Origin of the sequence: Mesonia oceanica (assembly GCF_902499555.1) — a bacterium.
Taxonomy (GTDB): Bacteria; Bacteroidota; Bacteroidia; order Flavobacteriales; family Flavobacteriaceae; genus Mesonia; species Mesonia oceanica.
Map to the genome: position 1 here is coordinate 22,990 of NZ_CABVMM010000019.1, position 16,544 is coordinate 39,533.

Below are 16,544 nucleotides of genomic sequence, written 5' to 3' on the forward strand. Positions count from 1 at the left end.
CCTAAATTGTGCCCCTGAAAATTAGGGCGACCTAAATACGCCAAAGGTTTTATTTAGGTCGCTTTTTTATTTAATCTCTTTTGATTAATTTGTGGTATGAGTTTAGTGCGATTAACTATAAAAGGAATTTCTTACAGTCAAACCCAAAATGGAGCCTATGCTCTTTTGCTTAGTGAGGTAGAAGGCGAAAAACAATTACCTATTGTGATTGGTGCTTTTGAGGCGCAATCAATAGCTATTGCTTTAGAGAAAGACATACGCCCTCCCCGGCCTTTAACACACGATTTATTTAAAAGCTTTGCCGAACGTTTTTCTATTATCGTTAAGCAAGTGATCATCCATAAATTGGTAGATGGTGTTTTTTATTCCAGTTTGATTTGCGAACGTGATAAAATTGAAGAAATTATCGATGCCCGCACCAGTGATGCCATTGCCTTAGCCTTACGTTTTAATGCACCCATTTTCACCTATCAAAACATATTGGATAAAGCAGGAATCTATTTAAAGAATAACCCTCCAATGGAACAATCCAACCCCGAAGAAGAAAAAGGAGCTGAACTGATTATTGAAGACGTATTGAAAGATGCTACCGATTCCCCTTCAGAAGAAACCTCATCAAACAAAAAGTCCCTTAAAGAATTAGAAAAAGAATTAGATGAAGCGGTAAAAAATGAAGACTATGAAAAAGCCGCACAATTAAGGGACGAAATTTCTAAACGAAAATAATTTTCGGCAATGAAAAACTTGCTCACGCTACTTGCATTTATTGCAATCATCCCATTCTCCTTCGCTCAAAATATCGAGCAAGAATGGAAAATCACTCAAGAATTAGATTCAACCTTTAGTTCTTCTGCTAATCAAAATTTCAGGAGTCTTTCCTTAAAAGATGGAAATTTTAACTGGCTTCACCCGGAAGAAAGGAAACAGCTATCCGGTTCTTATATTTTTCAGAATAATAACCTGGTATTGTTTTATGATATTCCACAAGATAGCATTCAACGATTTCGTGTAGAAAGTTTAACGGATTCTACCCTAACCTTAACACAAAACGGAAGGATATTGAATATGAAACTTCCTCCTTCCAATGAAGCTAAAGGCAACGAAAAACAAATTGTAAAAAGTCAAGGATTTACTTTTAACAGTTTTTGGCGAGGAGCTTTAGGAATGTTTACGCTATTGGTTATCGCATTTTTATTGAGTAGCAACCGCAAAGCAATTAATTGGAAAACTGTAGGAATTGGCTTAGCACTTCAACTTTTATTAGCTTACGGTGTTTTAAAAGTAGATTGGGTAAAAAGCTTATTTGAATTTGTTGGAAGTATTTTTGTAAAAATCCTTGAATTTACCGCTGCAGGAAGTGAATTTTTGCTCGGCGGATTGATGGATACTTCGAGCTTTGGTTATATATTTTTATTTCAGGTATTACCAACCATTATTTTCTTTTCAGCCTTAACCTCGATTCTTTTTTACTACGGAATTATACAAGTTGTGGTAAAAGGTTTCGCTTTTGTACTTACTAAACTTTTAGGAATTTCGGGAGCAGAAAGTCTTAACGTGGCCGGAAACATCTTTCTTGGACAAACTGAAGCCCCATTAATGATTAAAGCTTATTTAGAACGGATGACGCGTTCTGAAATCTTACTGGTGATGATTGGCGGGATGGCCACCGTGGCCGGTGGTGTTTTAGCCGCTTATATTGGTTTTTTAGGAGGTAACGATCCAGTAATGCGTTTAGAATTTGCAAAACACTTATTAGCTGCATCGGTGATGGCAGCACCGGGAGCTATTGTGGTTTCTAAAATGCTCTATCCGCAGCAAGAAAAAATCAACACCGATGTGGAGGTTTCTTCAGAAAAAATTGGTTCTAATGTATTAGATGCAATTGCCATTGGAACTACCGAAGGTTTAAAATTAGCTGCAAATGTTGGTGCAATGTTATTGGTATTTGTCGCTTTAATTGCCATGGTGAATTATGGCTTTGGAAAAGTGGGGCAATGGACACACTTAAACTCTTTTTTAGCTGAAAACACTCCTTACAACTCCTTTTCTATTGAATCTGTTTTAGGAACGGTTTTCGCACCGCTAATGTGGTTAATTGGGGTAGCGAAAGAAGATATGATGCTAATGGGACAATTACTTGGTATCAAATTAGCCGCCAGTGAATTTGTAGGCTATATCCAGTTAGCTGAACTAAAAAACCCGGCAACAGCCTTGAGTTTAACTTACGAAAAATCGATTATTATGGCGACTTACATGCTTTGTGGTTTTGCCAATTTTGCATCGATTGGAATTCAATTAGGTGGTATTGGTTCCTTAGCTCCGGGACAACGTAAAAATTTATCTGAATTTGGTATTAAAGCGGTAATTGGAGGTACCTTAGCTTCCTTACTTTCTGCAACCATTGCCGGGATGATTATTGGTTAATTAATCACAAATTCTTCCGGAATCCTAAATTCGATATCAACTACAGGCTTTACTTTTACCAGCCCTAAAGCTTTTACCGGAGGTTCAATATGATAGTCGGTAAGGTTGAGTTCTTGGCTTCCGGTGAAGTAAAATCCTTCGCTATCGTAAGTTTCCCCTAACTGAAGCTGATACACTTTTTCAACTTCTTTAATGGTGATCTTTATAGCTGCAGAAATAATACTGTTACTTTCAACGTAATCGATAATTTCAATAGAAATGTGCGGGTATTTTTCAGCTTCAAACAATTCAACTAGATCTTTCTCTATCATTCGTTTAGGACAAGAAAAACTAGCTAATGGAAGTTTTAACACCTTTTGATTAGCATCAAATTCTCTACAAACAAAACTCTCTTCATCGCAGGAACAAGTAAATTTATTCACATTTGTTCGTACTTCTATCCTCACCGTTCCGCTTTGAGCGTATGTTTGAGCTATTGCTAAAAAGAAGACTAACTTTACGATTAAATTTATCATAACGTTATTTTTTAAACTGAAAACAGCACGAAAGTGTTTTTTCGTACTGTTTTCTTGGAGTTTTGGTTGAAAGATAATTAAAATGAGATCACGGCTTCAACCATTGCTCCATCAAATTTTCCTTCATTAAAAATACTTGTTGCTCCAAAATCATTATAGTTTTGAATTACATATTCTGCTTTTAAGAGAATATTTCTTGTCATAAACCATCCTGCTGCTACTTGGAATCTGTCAATAGTCACATCTTCCCCAGAAATATCTTCAGCATCCACTAGGTTATATCTTCCGCCTACATAAATATTTTCATCTGCTCCAAATCTATAAATAAGCTCTCCAGCATATTGCATAGTGGTTCTTTCATCGGTTTCATAAGAAGCTTTTCCTTTAGCCATTTCTACTGTTCCAAAGAATTCTAATCCACCATATTTCACAAATGGATTAATCATTACTGCGGTGATCTTGTTCATTAATTTAGGGTCATAACGAGAAGCTCTAAAATCGTCTCCATCACTTTCTAAGGCCTGCATTACTCCGTAATAACGAGCTCCTGCTCTATCTGCACTATATAAATATGAGTGAGGCACGTAACCTGTATTATATAAAGATCCTGTTAATCTTAAACGTAAATCATCATTCACTTGTTTATCATACCCTAATTTAGCTAAGAATGAAGCTCCTCCTGTTTTTCCTGTTTCATCTTCTTCCACACTTTGATTAAGCTTACCGTTAGTAAAACCTACCATTCCAATAAATCCATCTCTTCTATAATAAACCTCTGCACCAACTTCAGTAGTGAAGGCGTCCATAATTAAGTTACCAATAAATGGGTTATAAAGGGCTTGTGCGTTATCAGATCTTCTAAAGTGTGCATCACCATAATTGTTTTCCATATGACCAACTTTAATGGTAGTGTACTGCATCAAGTCTTCTAAGAAACCTGGTTTGATAAAATCTAATTTATCAATTTGCAAATACCCTCCTTTTACGTAAGGTTCATGGTGGTGACGTGAAGATAAATAGGTACGCAAGTGCATTCTTACGCCATCGTAAAGCGCCACATCCAAATCCATATTAGCCGTAGCTAAGTTAAAGTTGCTACCGGCCTCTTTAATTTCATAACCTGTTAATCCGGCATTTTCGTTTTCTATATATTGATATTGCAGTGCAAAAGATCCTCCTACCCTTACATCTACTCCATGAAAAGTGTTGGTAGTGTCTTTCGGGGATTCAAAAACATTCACACCTCGTTTATCGGGATATCTAAAGTTATCCAGATTACGGTCTAAATTAATTTGTTGAGCGTGTACTTGTGTAGCCATTAGTGCTACCAATACGATTCCTAAAAATTTGGCTAGTGTTCTCATTTTAATCTATTTTAAATTGTTTTATTTCTATTTGTTTAATTGAAGGTTATAATGAATAGCGACTTCATCTCCTGTTTTAATCGTACCAAACATGGCTGTTGGTGGCTCGACGTTGAAATCGGTTAACTTGAAGTCTTTTTTTCCTGAAAGACTAATTTTTCCATTACTATAATCTATTTTTACCTTGGTAGTCAGTTCCTTTTTTGTTCCGGCAATATTCATAGTCCCAGAAAAAGTAGCGGTGTGATCATTTATCTTCACGGCATTTCCGCGATAAGAGATAACAGGATTTTTCTTTTCTTTTAAAGCCTCATAAGTTTTCTTATCCATCGCAGACTTTCCACTTTTTAAATCTTCTACCTGAAACTGAAAATTGAATTTATCTATAGCTACTATTTGATTGTTTTCTATTTGTGCGGTGATACTTCCCTTAAATGTTTCAACTACACATTCCCAATCGTGTAAAGTTGAAGTTCCCGTAACACTTAGTTTTGAATTTGAGGGCTGTACTTTAAATTCTTGTGCGCTTGCCAACTGCATTAATAATCCAAGCGTAATTACCATTAATGATTTCATCTTTTGAGGTTTTTAATTGTTTACAGGACAAAATTACGGAGCAAGTCCCTTCTGAATTATGACAATAATCATATCTGATTTTAAACTTTTGAATGTGCATAACTTTTTAAAAAATTGAAGCTGAACCAGGCTTTACTTATGCCTGCTATTTTTTAGTTTTATATCAGATTTTATTGCGTTAGGGATGGAGTGATTTGTTGGAGCTCTTTTTTGTCACCTTAAGCCCTTGGGATAACCTAGATGACAAAAAAAGCGACTCACGAGAGCCCGCCCGAACGCCCAAATAACTATTATGCAGCAATATCACGACTTACTACAGCACGTTTTAGAAAACGGAACCGATAAAGGAGATCGAACAGGAACCGGAACCCGAAGTGTATTTGGCCACCAAATGCGTTTTGACTTAAGCAAAGGTTTCCCGATGGTCACTACTAAAAAACTTCACCTAAAATCAATTATTTACGAATTGCTATGGTTTTTAAATGGCGATACCAACGTGAAGTATTTACAGGACAATGGGGTAAGAATTTGGAATGAGTGGGCCGATGAAAATGGGGATTTAGGTCCGGTGTATGGGCATCAATGGCGAAATTGGAACAGTGAAGATATTGACCAAATTAAAGAGGTGATCGAAACCTTAAAGAAAAACCCCAACAGTAGGAGAATGTTGGTTTCTGCTTGGAATCCCAGCGTAATGCCAGATACTTCGGTTTCTTTTAGCGAAAATGTAGCTAATGAAAAAGCTGCTTTACCTCCTTGCCACGCTTTTTTTCAGTTTTATGTAGCTGACGGAAAATTGTCTTGCCAGCTTTACCAACGTAGTGCCGATGTTTTTTTAGGCGTTCCTTTTAATATTGCTTCTTACGCATTACTAACGATGATGATGGCACAAGTTTGTGGTTATGAAGCTGGGGATTTTATACATACGTTTGGCGATGTACATATTTACAACAATCATTTTGAACAGGTAAACCTACAGTTATCACGAGAGCCAAGAGCTTTACCAAAAATGAAAATAAACCCGGAGGTAAAGGATATTTTCAATTTTAAATTCGAAGATTTCACCTTAGAAGGTTACGATCCACACCCGCATATAAAGGCTGCCGTAGCCATTTAATCTGAAGTGTTTTTCTACTATATATTTAAAATCTTCACCTCTTATTGCCGGAAGTGAAGATTTTTTAGTTATTTTCAGTAAAAATTTAATGATGAAAAAGATTGTATTACTACTAAGTTTTATTTGTGCAGTAAGTATTACGCAAGCACAAGAAGTAAAAGGCAACACCATTTCTTCCAAAGAAGTTCCACCGGTTTGGCCGGGCTGTGAGGAAGCTGCATCTACTTCTACGTGCTTTAACCAAATGCTTTCCAAACACATTCAAAAGAATTTTAAATTTCCTAAAGATTATAACGCAGAAGATAAAGGCTCAAAAGTTTTGGTAAGCTTTGTGGTCAATAAAGAAGGAAAAGTAGAAATTACCCAAGTGAAAGGTGGCAGAAAATCACTACAAGAAGAAGCAAAAAAGAATATCCTGGCCATTCCTAAAATGAAACCGGGAACACTTAACGGTAAGCCCAGAGCTATAAAATATACGGTTCCGTTCAACTTTTAACATGTTGATATAACAATGCTTAAGCCTGATGTTTTTCAGGCTTTTTTTATGCTGAAGGTTTAGCCTACAAATTCATTAGAGGTTTTTAACTTTTGCTTTAACAAAGCTTAAAGAAGTTCGCATTTAAAAAATCGTAAATTTGAGAGAAGCGCAGTAAACGCTACATTTATGATTACGACTACCAAAAATTTAGAGCTTTTTTTAGAAACCAGAAAATTAACCGAACAAATTTGTAAGCCTCTAGAAATTGAAGATTACGTGGTTCAACCCGTTGAATTTGTTTCACCTCCCAAATGGCATTTGGGACATACGACTTGGTTTTTTGAAGAGTTTATTTTAAAAAAACACAAAGAAGCTTATCAAATTTTTGATGAACAATTTTCCTATGTGTTTAACAGCTATTATGAAAGTGTAGGCGAAAAAGTAATACGTACCAATCGCGGCAATTTATCGCGACCAACGGTAAATAGGATTTATGAATACCGAAAATATGTAACCGAAGCCTTAGTTGAATTTTTAAACGAAAATGAAATTTCGCAAGAACTGGAAGCGGTTTTAGAAATCGGGATTCATCACGAAAAGCAACATCAAGAATTATTATTAACCGACATCAAATATATTTTAGGGAACAATCCCTTGTTACCTATTTATCATAAAAACTTTAATGAAAGTAAAATTGAAAATCACTCCCATAAGTGGCTAAGTATAGAAGAAGGCGTTTATGAAATAGGAAAACCCGAAGATGGAGAGTTTTGTTACGATAATGAAAAAGGAAGACATAAAGTTTACCTAAATGAATTTTTCATTTCTAATAAATTAGTCACCAACGAAGAATATTTAGAGTTTATGGAAGCCGGTGGGTACCAAGACGTTTTATTGTGGCATGCAGAAGCTTGGGATTGGATTACTACAGAAAAAATAAAAGCCCCACAATATTGGCATCTTATCGATGGTTCTTGGTATCAATACACATTAAGTGGATTAAAACCTTTAGCCCCTGAAGCTCCTTTAGCTCACATTTCTTATTATGAAGCTTTTGCTTTTGCCCAATGGAAAGATATGCGTTTGCCTACCGAAGCAGAATGGGAGATCGCTCAAGAAAAATTTGACTGGGGACAACGTTGGGAATGGACAGAAAGTGCTTATTCTCCCTATCCCAATTATCAAAAACCAGAAGGGGCCTTAGGGGAATACAATGGAAAATTCATGGTCAACCAAAAAGTGCTTCGCGGTGGTTCTGTAGCCACTTCACCTAAACACACCCGCTGTACGTACCGCAATTTCTTTCATCCCAATTTAAGATGGCAATTTACCGGAATAAGGTTAGCCCAATAAAAAAAATATGGAAAAACAAACCGAAATAAAACCCACTTCTGAATTCGCTTTAGAAGTACAGGAAGGCTTAACTGCATTCCCCAAATATTTATCATCCAAATACATTTACGATAAAAAAGGAGATAAGCTTTTTCAAACTATCATGAATTTGCCTGAATATTACCTTACCAATTGTGAGTTCAATATTCTTGAAAAACACAAAGCAGCACTAAGCGATTATTTTAAAGATAAAAAAGGGTTCGATTTAATTGAATTAGGTGCCGGTGATGGTAAGAAAACAAAAATTCTTTTAAAATACCTTACTGAAAATAATATCGATTTTAAGTATTTACCTATTGATATTAGTCAGAATATTTTAGATGATCTAGAATCTTCCTTGACTAAAGAAATTCCGAAGGTAAATGTAGAGACTTTACAAGGAACTTATTTTAATGTTTTAAAAGACCTTGCCAACTATAATTCAAGAAAAAAAATAATAATGGTTTTAGGTTCTAACATAGGAAATTTACCCCACGATAAAGCCATTGACTTTTTAATGAATATTCAAAAAGCGATGAATCCGGGTGATATGCTTTTTATGGGTTTTGACCAAAAGAAGAACCCACAAACCATTTTAGATGCCTATAACGACCCAACCGGCATTACCGAAGCATTCAATAAGAATTTATTGGAACGAATTAATAATGAATTAGATGCGAATTTTGATATTGATAAATTCAAGCATTGGGAAACTTACAATCCTGAAACAGGAACGGCCAAGAGTTTTCTGGTAAGTTTAGAAGAACAAAAAGTAAACATCAATGCTTTAAATCTTGAAATTAATTTTAAGCAATGGGAAACTATTCATACTGAAATTTCACAGAAATACGATGATGATGTGGTAGAATGGTTAGCCAACCAAGCTGGTTTAAAAATGACGGAATTCTTCTGCGACGAAGATTGTTTTTATAAAAACTATATTTTTGAAAAGAAGTAAAAAAATCAGCAGGATGGATGTGACCCTGAACTAAATTCAGGGTGACGTTAGTTACCTATTTTCTTGATTCTGAGCCTGACCGTCCGGCAGGTGGGCTTGACTCAGAATCTCATCAAGCTGTACCAAAATTATGATGAGATTCTGAAATAGAATTTTCAAACTCGATCAATAAATTCAGATTTAAAGATTTTTTTATCAGTCTGGGTCTATACCAATTTCAACCTCCAAAATTCTTGACCAAACTTACTAATTGCTCCAAATCTTCTTCAGTATTATAATAATGAAAACTTACTCGAATCCCCTCACCTCTTTGAGAACAAACCACTCCCCTATTATTTAAAAAGTTGAATAATTCTGTAGTACCTTTAATATTAAAAAGGGAAGAATGATCTTTTCGCTTGGCTACTTTTTCTTCTAGTAAATTGAGCTTTTCAAATTCTGCTTTCGCTAAAATTTTCAACTCTTTTACTTGTCTTTCAATTTCTTCAACTCCAATTTTTTCCTGCAATTGTAACGCAGCTTTTATGCTTCCAATATTCGAAGTATCTAAATGTCCCGGTTCAAACTTACCGATAAACGCATTTTCTTCTTGTTTGTATTTACCGATGTTTGAACCAAAACCAACGGCCTTCGGGTAAACACGCTCGGCTACTTCCTCTTTAAATAAGAAAAAAGCATTTCCAAACCCTGCGTTAAGCCATTTGTAAGCACTTGCACCAAACACATCAATTCCTGATTCTTGAAAGTTAAAGATTTCTGTACCACAAAACTGAGTTCCATCACCCACAATCAATAAGTTAGGATTCTCCTTTTTTAGCTCTTTTAAAAAATCTAGATCAATTTTAATTCCGCTAATATATTGCACAACACTAAAGACAAACACATCAGGTTGGTGTTCTTTTACAGCGGCGCTTACATTCATTTCCAAATTTTCGTCAATTTCAGCATAACAAACTTCAAAATCCCTCGCTTCCACCGGTAAATTGATTGATGGGTAATCGCCTTTCAGCAATAAAACTTTTGATTTAGCTGGTAAGCCTTCTAAAAGCGCATTAAAACCAAAAGAAAAACTAGGCATTAAGGCTATTTTATTGGCTTCAGCTTTATAAAATTCGGCTAAAGCTTCACGAACTTCGGCATACAAATTTGATTTTTCATCTCTAAATATGCTGGCTTGAGTGAGCATATCTAAATTTTGATCTTGTCGGTAATCAAAAACAGTTTCTGAAAGTAATCCGGTCGCGGCAGTATTTAAATAAGTATATTGCCCCATCATAGGGAATTCATTTCTTAAATTCTTCATAAGCTAAAAAAATTTTTGGCTAAAAATCTTTAATTTGGTACACAACTAAGTTACAATAATATGGCTTCAGCAGAAAAAAAATCAGGAAAAATAGACAGTGAACAACGCGAACTTTTTGAGAACGCTCAACGTAGGATTAAGCAAAAAAAGCGCTTAACCACTCATTTTGTTATTTTTATTGCAGGTTCAATTTTATTTATTATCCTAAATGTAGCTCTTGACTTTGGAAAAGAATTCAAACCTTTTGGTACCGATTGGTTTGTTTGGGCTATTTTATTGTGGTTCTTTTTACTGTTAATTCACGCTATCAATGTATTTTTCGTGAATAAATTAATGGGAAAAGAATGGGAAAACCAACAGATGGAGCGCTTAGTCGAAAAGCAAAAAAAGAAAATTGCTGAACTCCAACAACGAGTTGAAAAAGAACATCCACTTCCTAAATCTAACCCAGACAATAACCCTACTTTAAACGCATAAGAATGCTTACAATTATTGCTGCTGCAGCAGAAAATAACGCCTTGGGCAAAGACAACGATTTGGTTTGGCATTTGCCGGACGACTTTAAACGCTTTAAAAAATTAACGACCGGTCATCATATTATTATGGGAAGAAAAACCTTTGAGTCTTTCCCTCAACCTTTACCTAACCGAACGCACGTAGTTATTACCCGTCAACAAGATTATGATAACGAAAATTGCATAGTCGTCCATAATCTAAAAGATGCTTTGGCTTTTGCTAGTAAAGACGAGCAGCCTTTTATTATTGGTGGTGGAGAAATTTATAAACAGAGTTTATCTTACGCCGATAAAATTGAACTTACCCGCGTACACGGTGAGTTTGAAGCCGATACTTATTTCCCTGAATTAGATATGAACGATTGGGAATTAGTCCATGAAGAGTTTCATGAAAAAGATGAAAAGCACAACTATGCTTTCTCTTACTTAACTTACGAACGTAAAAAATAAGCTCTATTTTACCGGAAATACTTCAACAAATAGCTACAAAAGAAAACTTTCAATTAAAAAATGCTTCAGCTTTATCTGGTGGGGATATTAACGAAACCTATCTATTAACCACTAATCAACAAAAATTAGTAGTTAAATTGAATAAAGCAGATAGCTTCCCGAACATGTTTGAAAAAGAAGCCTTGGGATTACAAAAATTGAAGTCTTCAAAAGCTTTGAGAATTCCCAAAGTTTTTAGTCATGGAACTATTAAAAATGAAGCTTATCTTGTTCTTGAATATTTACCATCCACACCAAGAAAAGAGGATTTTTGGTCGAAATTTGGAGAAGGTTTAGCCAAACAACATCGGGTTACTCAAAAGACTTTTGGGTTAGAAAAAGACAATTATATTGGGAGTTTACCGCAATACAATAGCTGTAAAATTACTGATGCTGCCGAATTTTATATAGAAAAACGGCTACAACCACAGTTTCAATTAGCCGCAAAAAACGGATTTAGCTTTAAAAATCTAGAACAGTTTTATAAAACTATTAGTGAAATTATTCCCAAGGAAAAGCCAAGTCTTATTCACGGTGATTTATGGAATGGTAATTATTTGGTTGACAATTACGGTGATCCTGCTTTAATAGATCCTGCAGTATGTTTTGCTCCACGAGAAATGGATCTAGCAATGATGAAACTATTCGGAGGTTTTTCTGCAGAAGTATTTCAAGTTTACGAGGAAGTTTTTCCATTAGAAAATAATTGGAATGAACGCATTCCCCTTTGGCAACTCTATTACTTATTGGTTCATTTAAATTTATTTGGCAGCGGTTATTTAGCTTCCGTAGAGAGTATTCTAAAAAAATTCAGTTAAGGTCTTTTCACACTTATTAACAGCAAAATCTTTATTTTTAATAGTTTATTGACTACTGTTAAACAGAATAACCCGTACTTTTAAAAGAAAAAACATGAGTACAGAAAATAAGTATAACGAGGAAGCAAAGAAAAAGATTAAAGAACTTACCGAAGAGATTAAAACTTCCATGATGGTAACCGCGTTGGGCAAAAGTCCATTACAAGCCGTACCGATGACCCAAAAGAAAATCGATATGCACGGTGATATTTGGTTTTTAAGTCCAGGCGATAGTGACCATAATCAAAATATCGCTAAAAACAAGGAAGTTCAGCTTTTGTATAGCGATCCATCTTCAAAGAAATTTTTGAGCGTTTTTGCAGAAGCAGAAATTGTAGTAGAACAATCAATTCTTGAAGAGTTGTATTCATCGATTTCAGATAATTGGTTTGATGGCACGAACGATCCTAATTTAACAGCTCTTAAAATCACCCCTAAAGAAGCTTATTATTGGGATACGAAAAGCAATAAATTAGTAAGCCTATTCAAGATGGGAGTTGGTGCTGTTACCGGCAAAAAAGCCGATGTTGGAGAAAAAGGAAAACTATCTGTATAAATAATCCTGTTTATTGCCTAAAAGACCTAATAGTGAAGATTTTTCCTATTAGGTCTTTTTTATATTACATTTGTTTTAAAGAAAATTAAAAATATTATGAAAGCATACGTTTTTCCTGGACAAGGAGCTCAAATTACCGGAATGGGGTTAAGTTTATACGAAAACTTCCCGGAAGCACAAAAAATGTTTGAAAAAGCCAACCAAGTCCTAGGATTCAATATTACCGATATTATGTTTGAAGGTACTGCTGAACAACTCAAACAAACCAATGTTACGCAACCAGCCGTATTTTTACATTCTGTAATTTTAAATCATGTATTAGGCGAAGAGTCTCAACCAGATATGGTAGCTGGACATTCTTTAGGGGAATTTTCTGCTTTAGTAGCCAATAAAACTCTAGAGTTTGAAGATGCACTAAAATTAGTTTCTAAACGTGCAGAAGCCATGCAGAAAGCTTGCGAATTAAAGCCTTCTACCATGGCAGCAGTCTTAGGCTTGGAAGATGAATTAGTGGAAGCTGTATGTGCTGAAATTGAGGGTATCGTGGTTGCTGCCAATTACAATTGTCCAGGGCAATTAGTAATTTCAGGTGAAGTAAAAGCTATTGAAAATGCTTGTGAAGCTTTAAAAGAAAAAGGAGCAAAAAGAGCTTTAGTATTGCCTGTTGGTGGCGCTTTTCATTCTCCATTAATGGAACCTGCTAGAGAGGAACTTGCTAAAGCTATTGAAGAAACAAAATTTAACACTCCAATTTGCCCAATATACCAGAACGTTAGTACTTTTAGCGTAACTAATCCTGATGAGATAAAAGAAAATTTAATATTTCAGCTCACAGCACCGGTAAAATGGACACAAAGTGTACAAAACATGATTAAAGATGGAGCGACTTCATTTACAGAAATTGGTCCTGGTAAAGTTTTACAAGGTTTAGTTAAGAAAATAGACCGAAGTGCTGTGACGAATAGTCCAGACTTATAATGAAAAAAATATTTACTGTATTATATTTAATGAGCATAAGCCTTTCTTCGGTTTATGCTCAAGTTACTTCCATACCAGCTCTTCAATACACCTATACTAATTATTTTCAACTTAATAGAGAATACGTTCATCTTCATTTAAACAAAACTAAGATAGCCCCAAAAGAAAACATTTGGTTTTCTGCTTATGTTTACGATTTAAGAACAAACTTACCTAATGCAACTACTACTAATTTAAATGTTGCCTTATTTAATGAAGATGGTCAACAAATAGATTACAAAACAATTTTTATTAATCATGGCTTTGGCAATGGATATTTTAACTTAAGTGAAAAAAAATTATCTCCAGGGTCCTATTATATTCAAGCAAGTACTAATTATATGAATAACTTCAGGGAAGACTTAACTTTCTCTGAAAATTTTCAACTATTAGGAAACCTACAAGAAAAAAGCAACGAAAAAGAAAACATAAAATATGACCTTCAGTTTTTACCGGAGAGTGGCCATCTGCTGGCGAATGTTTCTAATAATGTTGGAGTAAAACTGATAGATCAAAACGGTAAAGGAGTTTTCTTTTATGATGCTCAGGTTTTAAATAGTAACAAAGAGAAGATAAATTCATTTAAATCCAACAAATTCGGTATTTCCAAATTTATTATTAACCCTAAAGTATCTGAAACTTATAAAATTCAACTCAAAACTGAATACGGTGATACTATACTACAAAGCTTACCAAAACCTGAACCGAAAGGTTTGATCTTGAAAGCAAATAATTTCCTTACAGATCAATTAGCGCTTTGTTTAGAAACCAATGAGGAATCTTTATCAAAAATTAGTCATAAAAACTTTTTCTTGACCATTACACAAAACCAAAACATAAAAGGCATTCAATTAAATTTCAATCATTCCACTACTTACAACACCATCATAAAGAGGGAAGATCTTTTCCCTGGCATAAATATTATCACCGTCTTTAATGAAAATTTCCAACCAATTCTAGAACGACTTATTTTTAATCCAATAAACATTAAAAGAAAATCCGTTACTGCTGAAATATCAGATAATTTAATAGATAGTTTAGTGATTAAAATTCATTCGCAAGAAAAAATAGATAGTCTTCAAAGAATAAGTATTTCAACTTTACCCACTAATAACAAATCCTATACTCCTTCTCACAATATTTTATCTTCATTTTTTCTCAAACCATATATTTCCTCTACTATTGAAGAAGGAAGTTACTATTTTACAGATGCCAATGAGAGAAAAAGATTATTTGATTTAGACTTACTTCTTTTAACACAAGGTTGGAGTAGTTATAATTGGAAAAATATTTTTAATTTCAAACCAACAGAAAATTTTCAAAACGAGATTGGCTTTACTTTATCAGGAAAGCTTCTTGATGATTCAAAATCTGAGCATCGACTTTTCATTACCTCAAAAACTTCTAATTTACTGGAAATATTAGAACTAAAAGATTCAACTAATTTTTCACTAAATCATCTCTTTTTAAAAGATAGTTCCAAAGTATATTTAGGACTATTCAACAAAAATTTAAACAAGATCAAGAAAAGTTCTTATGCTCTTTCTGTTTTACCTTTTAAAAAAGAATCTTCATTTTATAATTCAAAAAAAACAATAGTAAACACTAATCAAGATAAATTCCTCCCCATAGATTTTAAAACTTTTATTCAAAGTACAGAAGCATTAGATACCGTTGTCATAAAAGCAAAGAAAAAGCAAGAGATAGATCATCGTCATTCGGGCTTTTCTGATGTTACGCTAGTAGATGAACAAATGGCTACACAATATCATTATATTACAGACTATATAGCAAACCAAAACTTTGAGGTTAGGCGTACGATGGGTGATGTAATCATTAAGTCAAGAAGAGCTGCTACTATTAATGGCTCTCGACAAACTAGGGTTATACTAGATGGAGTTCCATTAGAGGGCAATACAGTTATGATTTATAACTTATTAACCTCTCAAGTAGAAAGCATAAGCATTAATAAATCTGGAATAGGATACGGAGTATTTGGCGGCAATGGAGTTATTGAAATAATCACAAAAACTGATTATAAAAACGCAAAATCAAAAAACAAAAATTTCTTTGAGTATATCACCAATAATGGTTTTTCTAAAAACAAGAAATTTTATCAACCTAAATATTCATCATACAACACTAATTTATTTAAAAAATATGGAGTAATAGACTGGCAACCCTCGATTACATTAGATAAAATAAATCCTGAAATTACCTTTAAAATTCCTAATACTTTAACTGAAAACACCACACTTTACATTGAAGGAATGAGTGCTGATGGATATTTAATTTCAGAAGAGATTATTCTACACTTAAAACAATAATATTTAGGAAAATGAATATTATTTGCTCTAATTATAACCTCATAAAAAAACCCAAGAGCTATCAAAAAATCTTAAACTTTCCTGAATATAATTCTTTATCGTGTTTTTCCTTTCCCTTGGCATTCTACATATTTTCGAACTACATCTTTACTAGCAAAAATATACTTGACCTAATCCCTGTCCAGTAATTTAGTTTCTATTTCTAGATACAATCAAAACATCATCTCTCTGGCTTTTAAACTTTTTAGAGTTCTAAACCATCTAAATTATCCATACGATAGAAATACTTTAGAGTAGAGAATAAAGAATATGCTATGTTTTATAAAATCAAACTTTTAGCATCCTAAAATTCTCTTCCAACATTTCTTCCACATCCTATATCAAAATATCTTTACTTTACTTCAACATAAAAACTAAGTGATATAACAAGAATTTTTTATTATGGCTTTTATATATGTATTCATTTATCGATCTTGAAACCATCCTGTTTTAAAAAATCCTTGACAACTGTAATAAGAGAAGCCCCCTGAACTGTTTTCAGGGGGCTTCTTTTATTCTTTTCTCTCCTTTGGAACTACCTTTTCATTGTAAAATGGTTCTTGAAGGTCGTAGGCCTAGGTTCGCCGATGCCGCCATCCTCTGCGGGCACCCCTGGCTCGAGGTACTCCACACTGAAC

At 34.2% G+C, this 16,544-nt stretch carries 16 protein-coding genes; 12 read left to right on the forward strand and 4 right to left on the reverse strand.

What is annotated here, in order from left to right; genetic code table 11:
• The first annotated feature begins 96 nt into the window (after nucleotides 1-96).
• The gene (locus FVB9532_RS18040) at nucleotides 97-726 is read left to right on the forward strand and encodes a bifunctional nuclease family protein (RefSeq protein WP_150546580.1); all 630 of its coding nucleotides are present in this window, start codon (nucleotides 97-99) and stop codon (nucleotides 724-726) included.
• A 9-nt stretch (nucleotides 727-735) separates the two neighbouring features.
• Nucleotides 736-2,424 (forward strand): NupC/NupG family nucleoside CNT transporter, encoded by a 1,689-nt coding sequence (locus FVB9532_RS18045; RefSeq protein ID WP_150546581.1) that lies wholly within the window; start codon nucleotides 736-738, stop codon nucleotides 2,422-2,424.
• On the opposite strand, the gene FVB9532_RS18050 is transcribed toward FVB9532_RS18045, so the two are convergent.
• From FVB9532_RS18050 to FVB9532_RS18060, 3 genes are all read right to left on the reverse strand, one after another.
• Nucleotides 2,421-2,939, reverse strand: coding sequence for a YceI family protein (locus tag FVB9532_RS18050; RefSeq protein ID WP_150546582.1), 519 nt, complete (start codon nucleotides 2,937-2,939; stop codon nucleotides 2,421-2,423). The genes FVB9532_RS18045 and FVB9532_RS18050 overlap by 4 nt on opposite strands.
• Nucleotides 2,940-3,016: 77 nt before the next feature.
• Nucleotides 3,017-4,303, reverse strand: coding sequence for a hypothetical protein (locus tag FVB9532_RS18055; protein WP_150546583.1), 1,287 nt, complete (start codon nucleotides 4,301-4,303; stop codon nucleotides 3,017-3,019).
• Between the two features lie 27 nt (nucleotides 4,304-4,330).
• Entirely contained in the window at nucleotides 4,331-4,879 is a 549-nt protein-coding gene (locus tag FVB9532_RS18060; RefSeq protein ID WP_150546584.1) for a YceI family protein, read from the reverse strand.
• Between the two features lie 292 nt (nucleotides 4,880-5,171).
• Between FVB9532_RS18060 and FVB9532_RS18065 the strand changes: the two genes are divergently transcribed.
• The 4 genes from FVB9532_RS18065 (at nucleotide 5,172) to egtD (ending at nucleotide 8,803) form a co-directional block, all read left to right on the forward strand.
• Nucleotides 5,172-5,996 (forward strand): thymidylate synthase, encoded by an 825-nt coding sequence (locus FVB9532_RS18065; RefSeq protein WP_150546585.1) that lies wholly within the window; start codon nucleotides 5,172-5,174, stop codon nucleotides 5,994-5,996.
• A 91-nt stretch (nucleotides 5,997-6,087) separates the two neighbouring features.
• The gene (locus tag FVB9532_RS18070; protein WP_150546586.1) at nucleotides 6,088-6,492 is read left to right on the forward strand and encodes an energy transducer TonB; all 405 of its coding nucleotides are present in this window, start codon (nucleotides 6,088-6,090) and stop codon (nucleotides 6,490-6,492) included.
• Between the two features lie 168 nt (nucleotides 6,493-6,660).
• The gene (gene egtB / locus FVB9532_RS18075; protein ID WP_150546587.1) at nucleotides 6,661-7,827 is read left to right on the forward strand and encodes an ergothioneine biosynthesis protein EgtB; all 1,167 of its coding nucleotides are present in this window, start codon (nucleotides 6,661-6,663) and stop codon (nucleotides 7,825-7,827) included.
• A gap of 7 nt (nucleotides 7,828-7,834) precedes the next feature.
• Nucleotides 7,835-8,803: an L-histidine N(alpha)-methyltransferase gene (egtD, locus tag FVB9532_RS18080; RefSeq protein WP_150546588.1), complete on the forward strand. Its 969-nt coding sequence runs from the start codon at nucleotides 7,835-7,837 to the stop codon at nucleotides 8,801-8,803.
• Between the two features lie 217 nt (nucleotides 8,804-9,020).
• Here egtD and FVB9532_RS18085 read toward each other — a convergent pair whose 3' ends face one another.
• The gene (locus tag FVB9532_RS18085) at nucleotides 9,021-10,106 is read right to left on the reverse strand and encodes an aminotransferase class V-fold PLP-dependent enzyme (protein WP_150546589.1); all 1,086 of its coding nucleotides are present in this window, start codon (nucleotides 10,104-10,106) and stop codon (nucleotides 9,021-9,023) included.
• A 60-nt stretch (nucleotides 10,107-10,166) separates the two neighbouring features.
• Between FVB9532_RS18085 and FVB9532_RS18090 the strand changes: the two genes are divergently transcribed.
• From FVB9532_RS18090 to FVB9532_RS18115, 6 genes are all read left to right on the forward strand, one after another.
• Nucleotides 10,167-10,583 carry a 2TM domain-containing protein gene (locus FVB9532_RS18090; protein WP_150546590.1) on the forward strand — a complete coding sequence of 139 codons (417 nt, stop codon included), beginning with the start codon at nucleotides 10,167-10,169 and terminating at the stop codon, nucleotides 10,581-10,583.
• A gap of 2 nt (nucleotides 10,584-10,585) precedes the next feature.
• A complete protein-coding gene (locus FVB9532_RS18095; protein WP_150546591.1) occupies nucleotides 10,586-11,071 on the forward strand; it encodes a dihydrofolate reductase in 486 nt (161 codons plus the stop codon).
• Between the two features lie 29 nt (nucleotides 11,072-11,100).
• The gene (locus FVB9532_RS18100; RefSeq protein ID WP_228482389.1) at nucleotides 11,101-11,928 is read left to right on the forward strand and encodes a fructosamine kinase family protein; all 828 of its coding nucleotides are present in this window, start codon (nucleotides 11,101-11,103) and stop codon (nucleotides 11,926-11,928) included.
• A gap of 94 nt (nucleotides 11,929-12,022) precedes the next feature.
• Entirely contained in the window at nucleotides 12,023-12,523 is a 501-nt protein-coding gene (locus tag FVB9532_RS18105; protein WP_150546593.1) for a pyridoxamine 5'-phosphate oxidase family protein, read from the forward strand.
• Between the two features lie 96 nt (nucleotides 12,524-12,619).
• On the forward strand, nucleotides 12,620-13,501 hold the full coding sequence (gene fabD / locus FVB9532_RS18110) for an ACP S-malonyltransferase (RefSeq protein ID WP_150546594.1): 882 nt from the start codon (nucleotides 12,620-12,622) through the stop codon (nucleotides 13,499-13,501).
• Complete coding sequence (locus FVB9532_RS18115; RefSeq protein WP_150546595.1) at nucleotides 13,501-15,867, forward strand: SusC/RagA family TonB-linked outer membrane protein; 2,367 nt, start codon at nucleotides 13,501-13,503, stop codon at nucleotides 15,865-15,867. The genes fabD and FVB9532_RS18115 overlap by 1 nt, the downstream gene beginning before the upstream one ends.
• The last annotated feature ends 677 nt before the right edge of the window (nucleotides 15,868-16,544 follow it).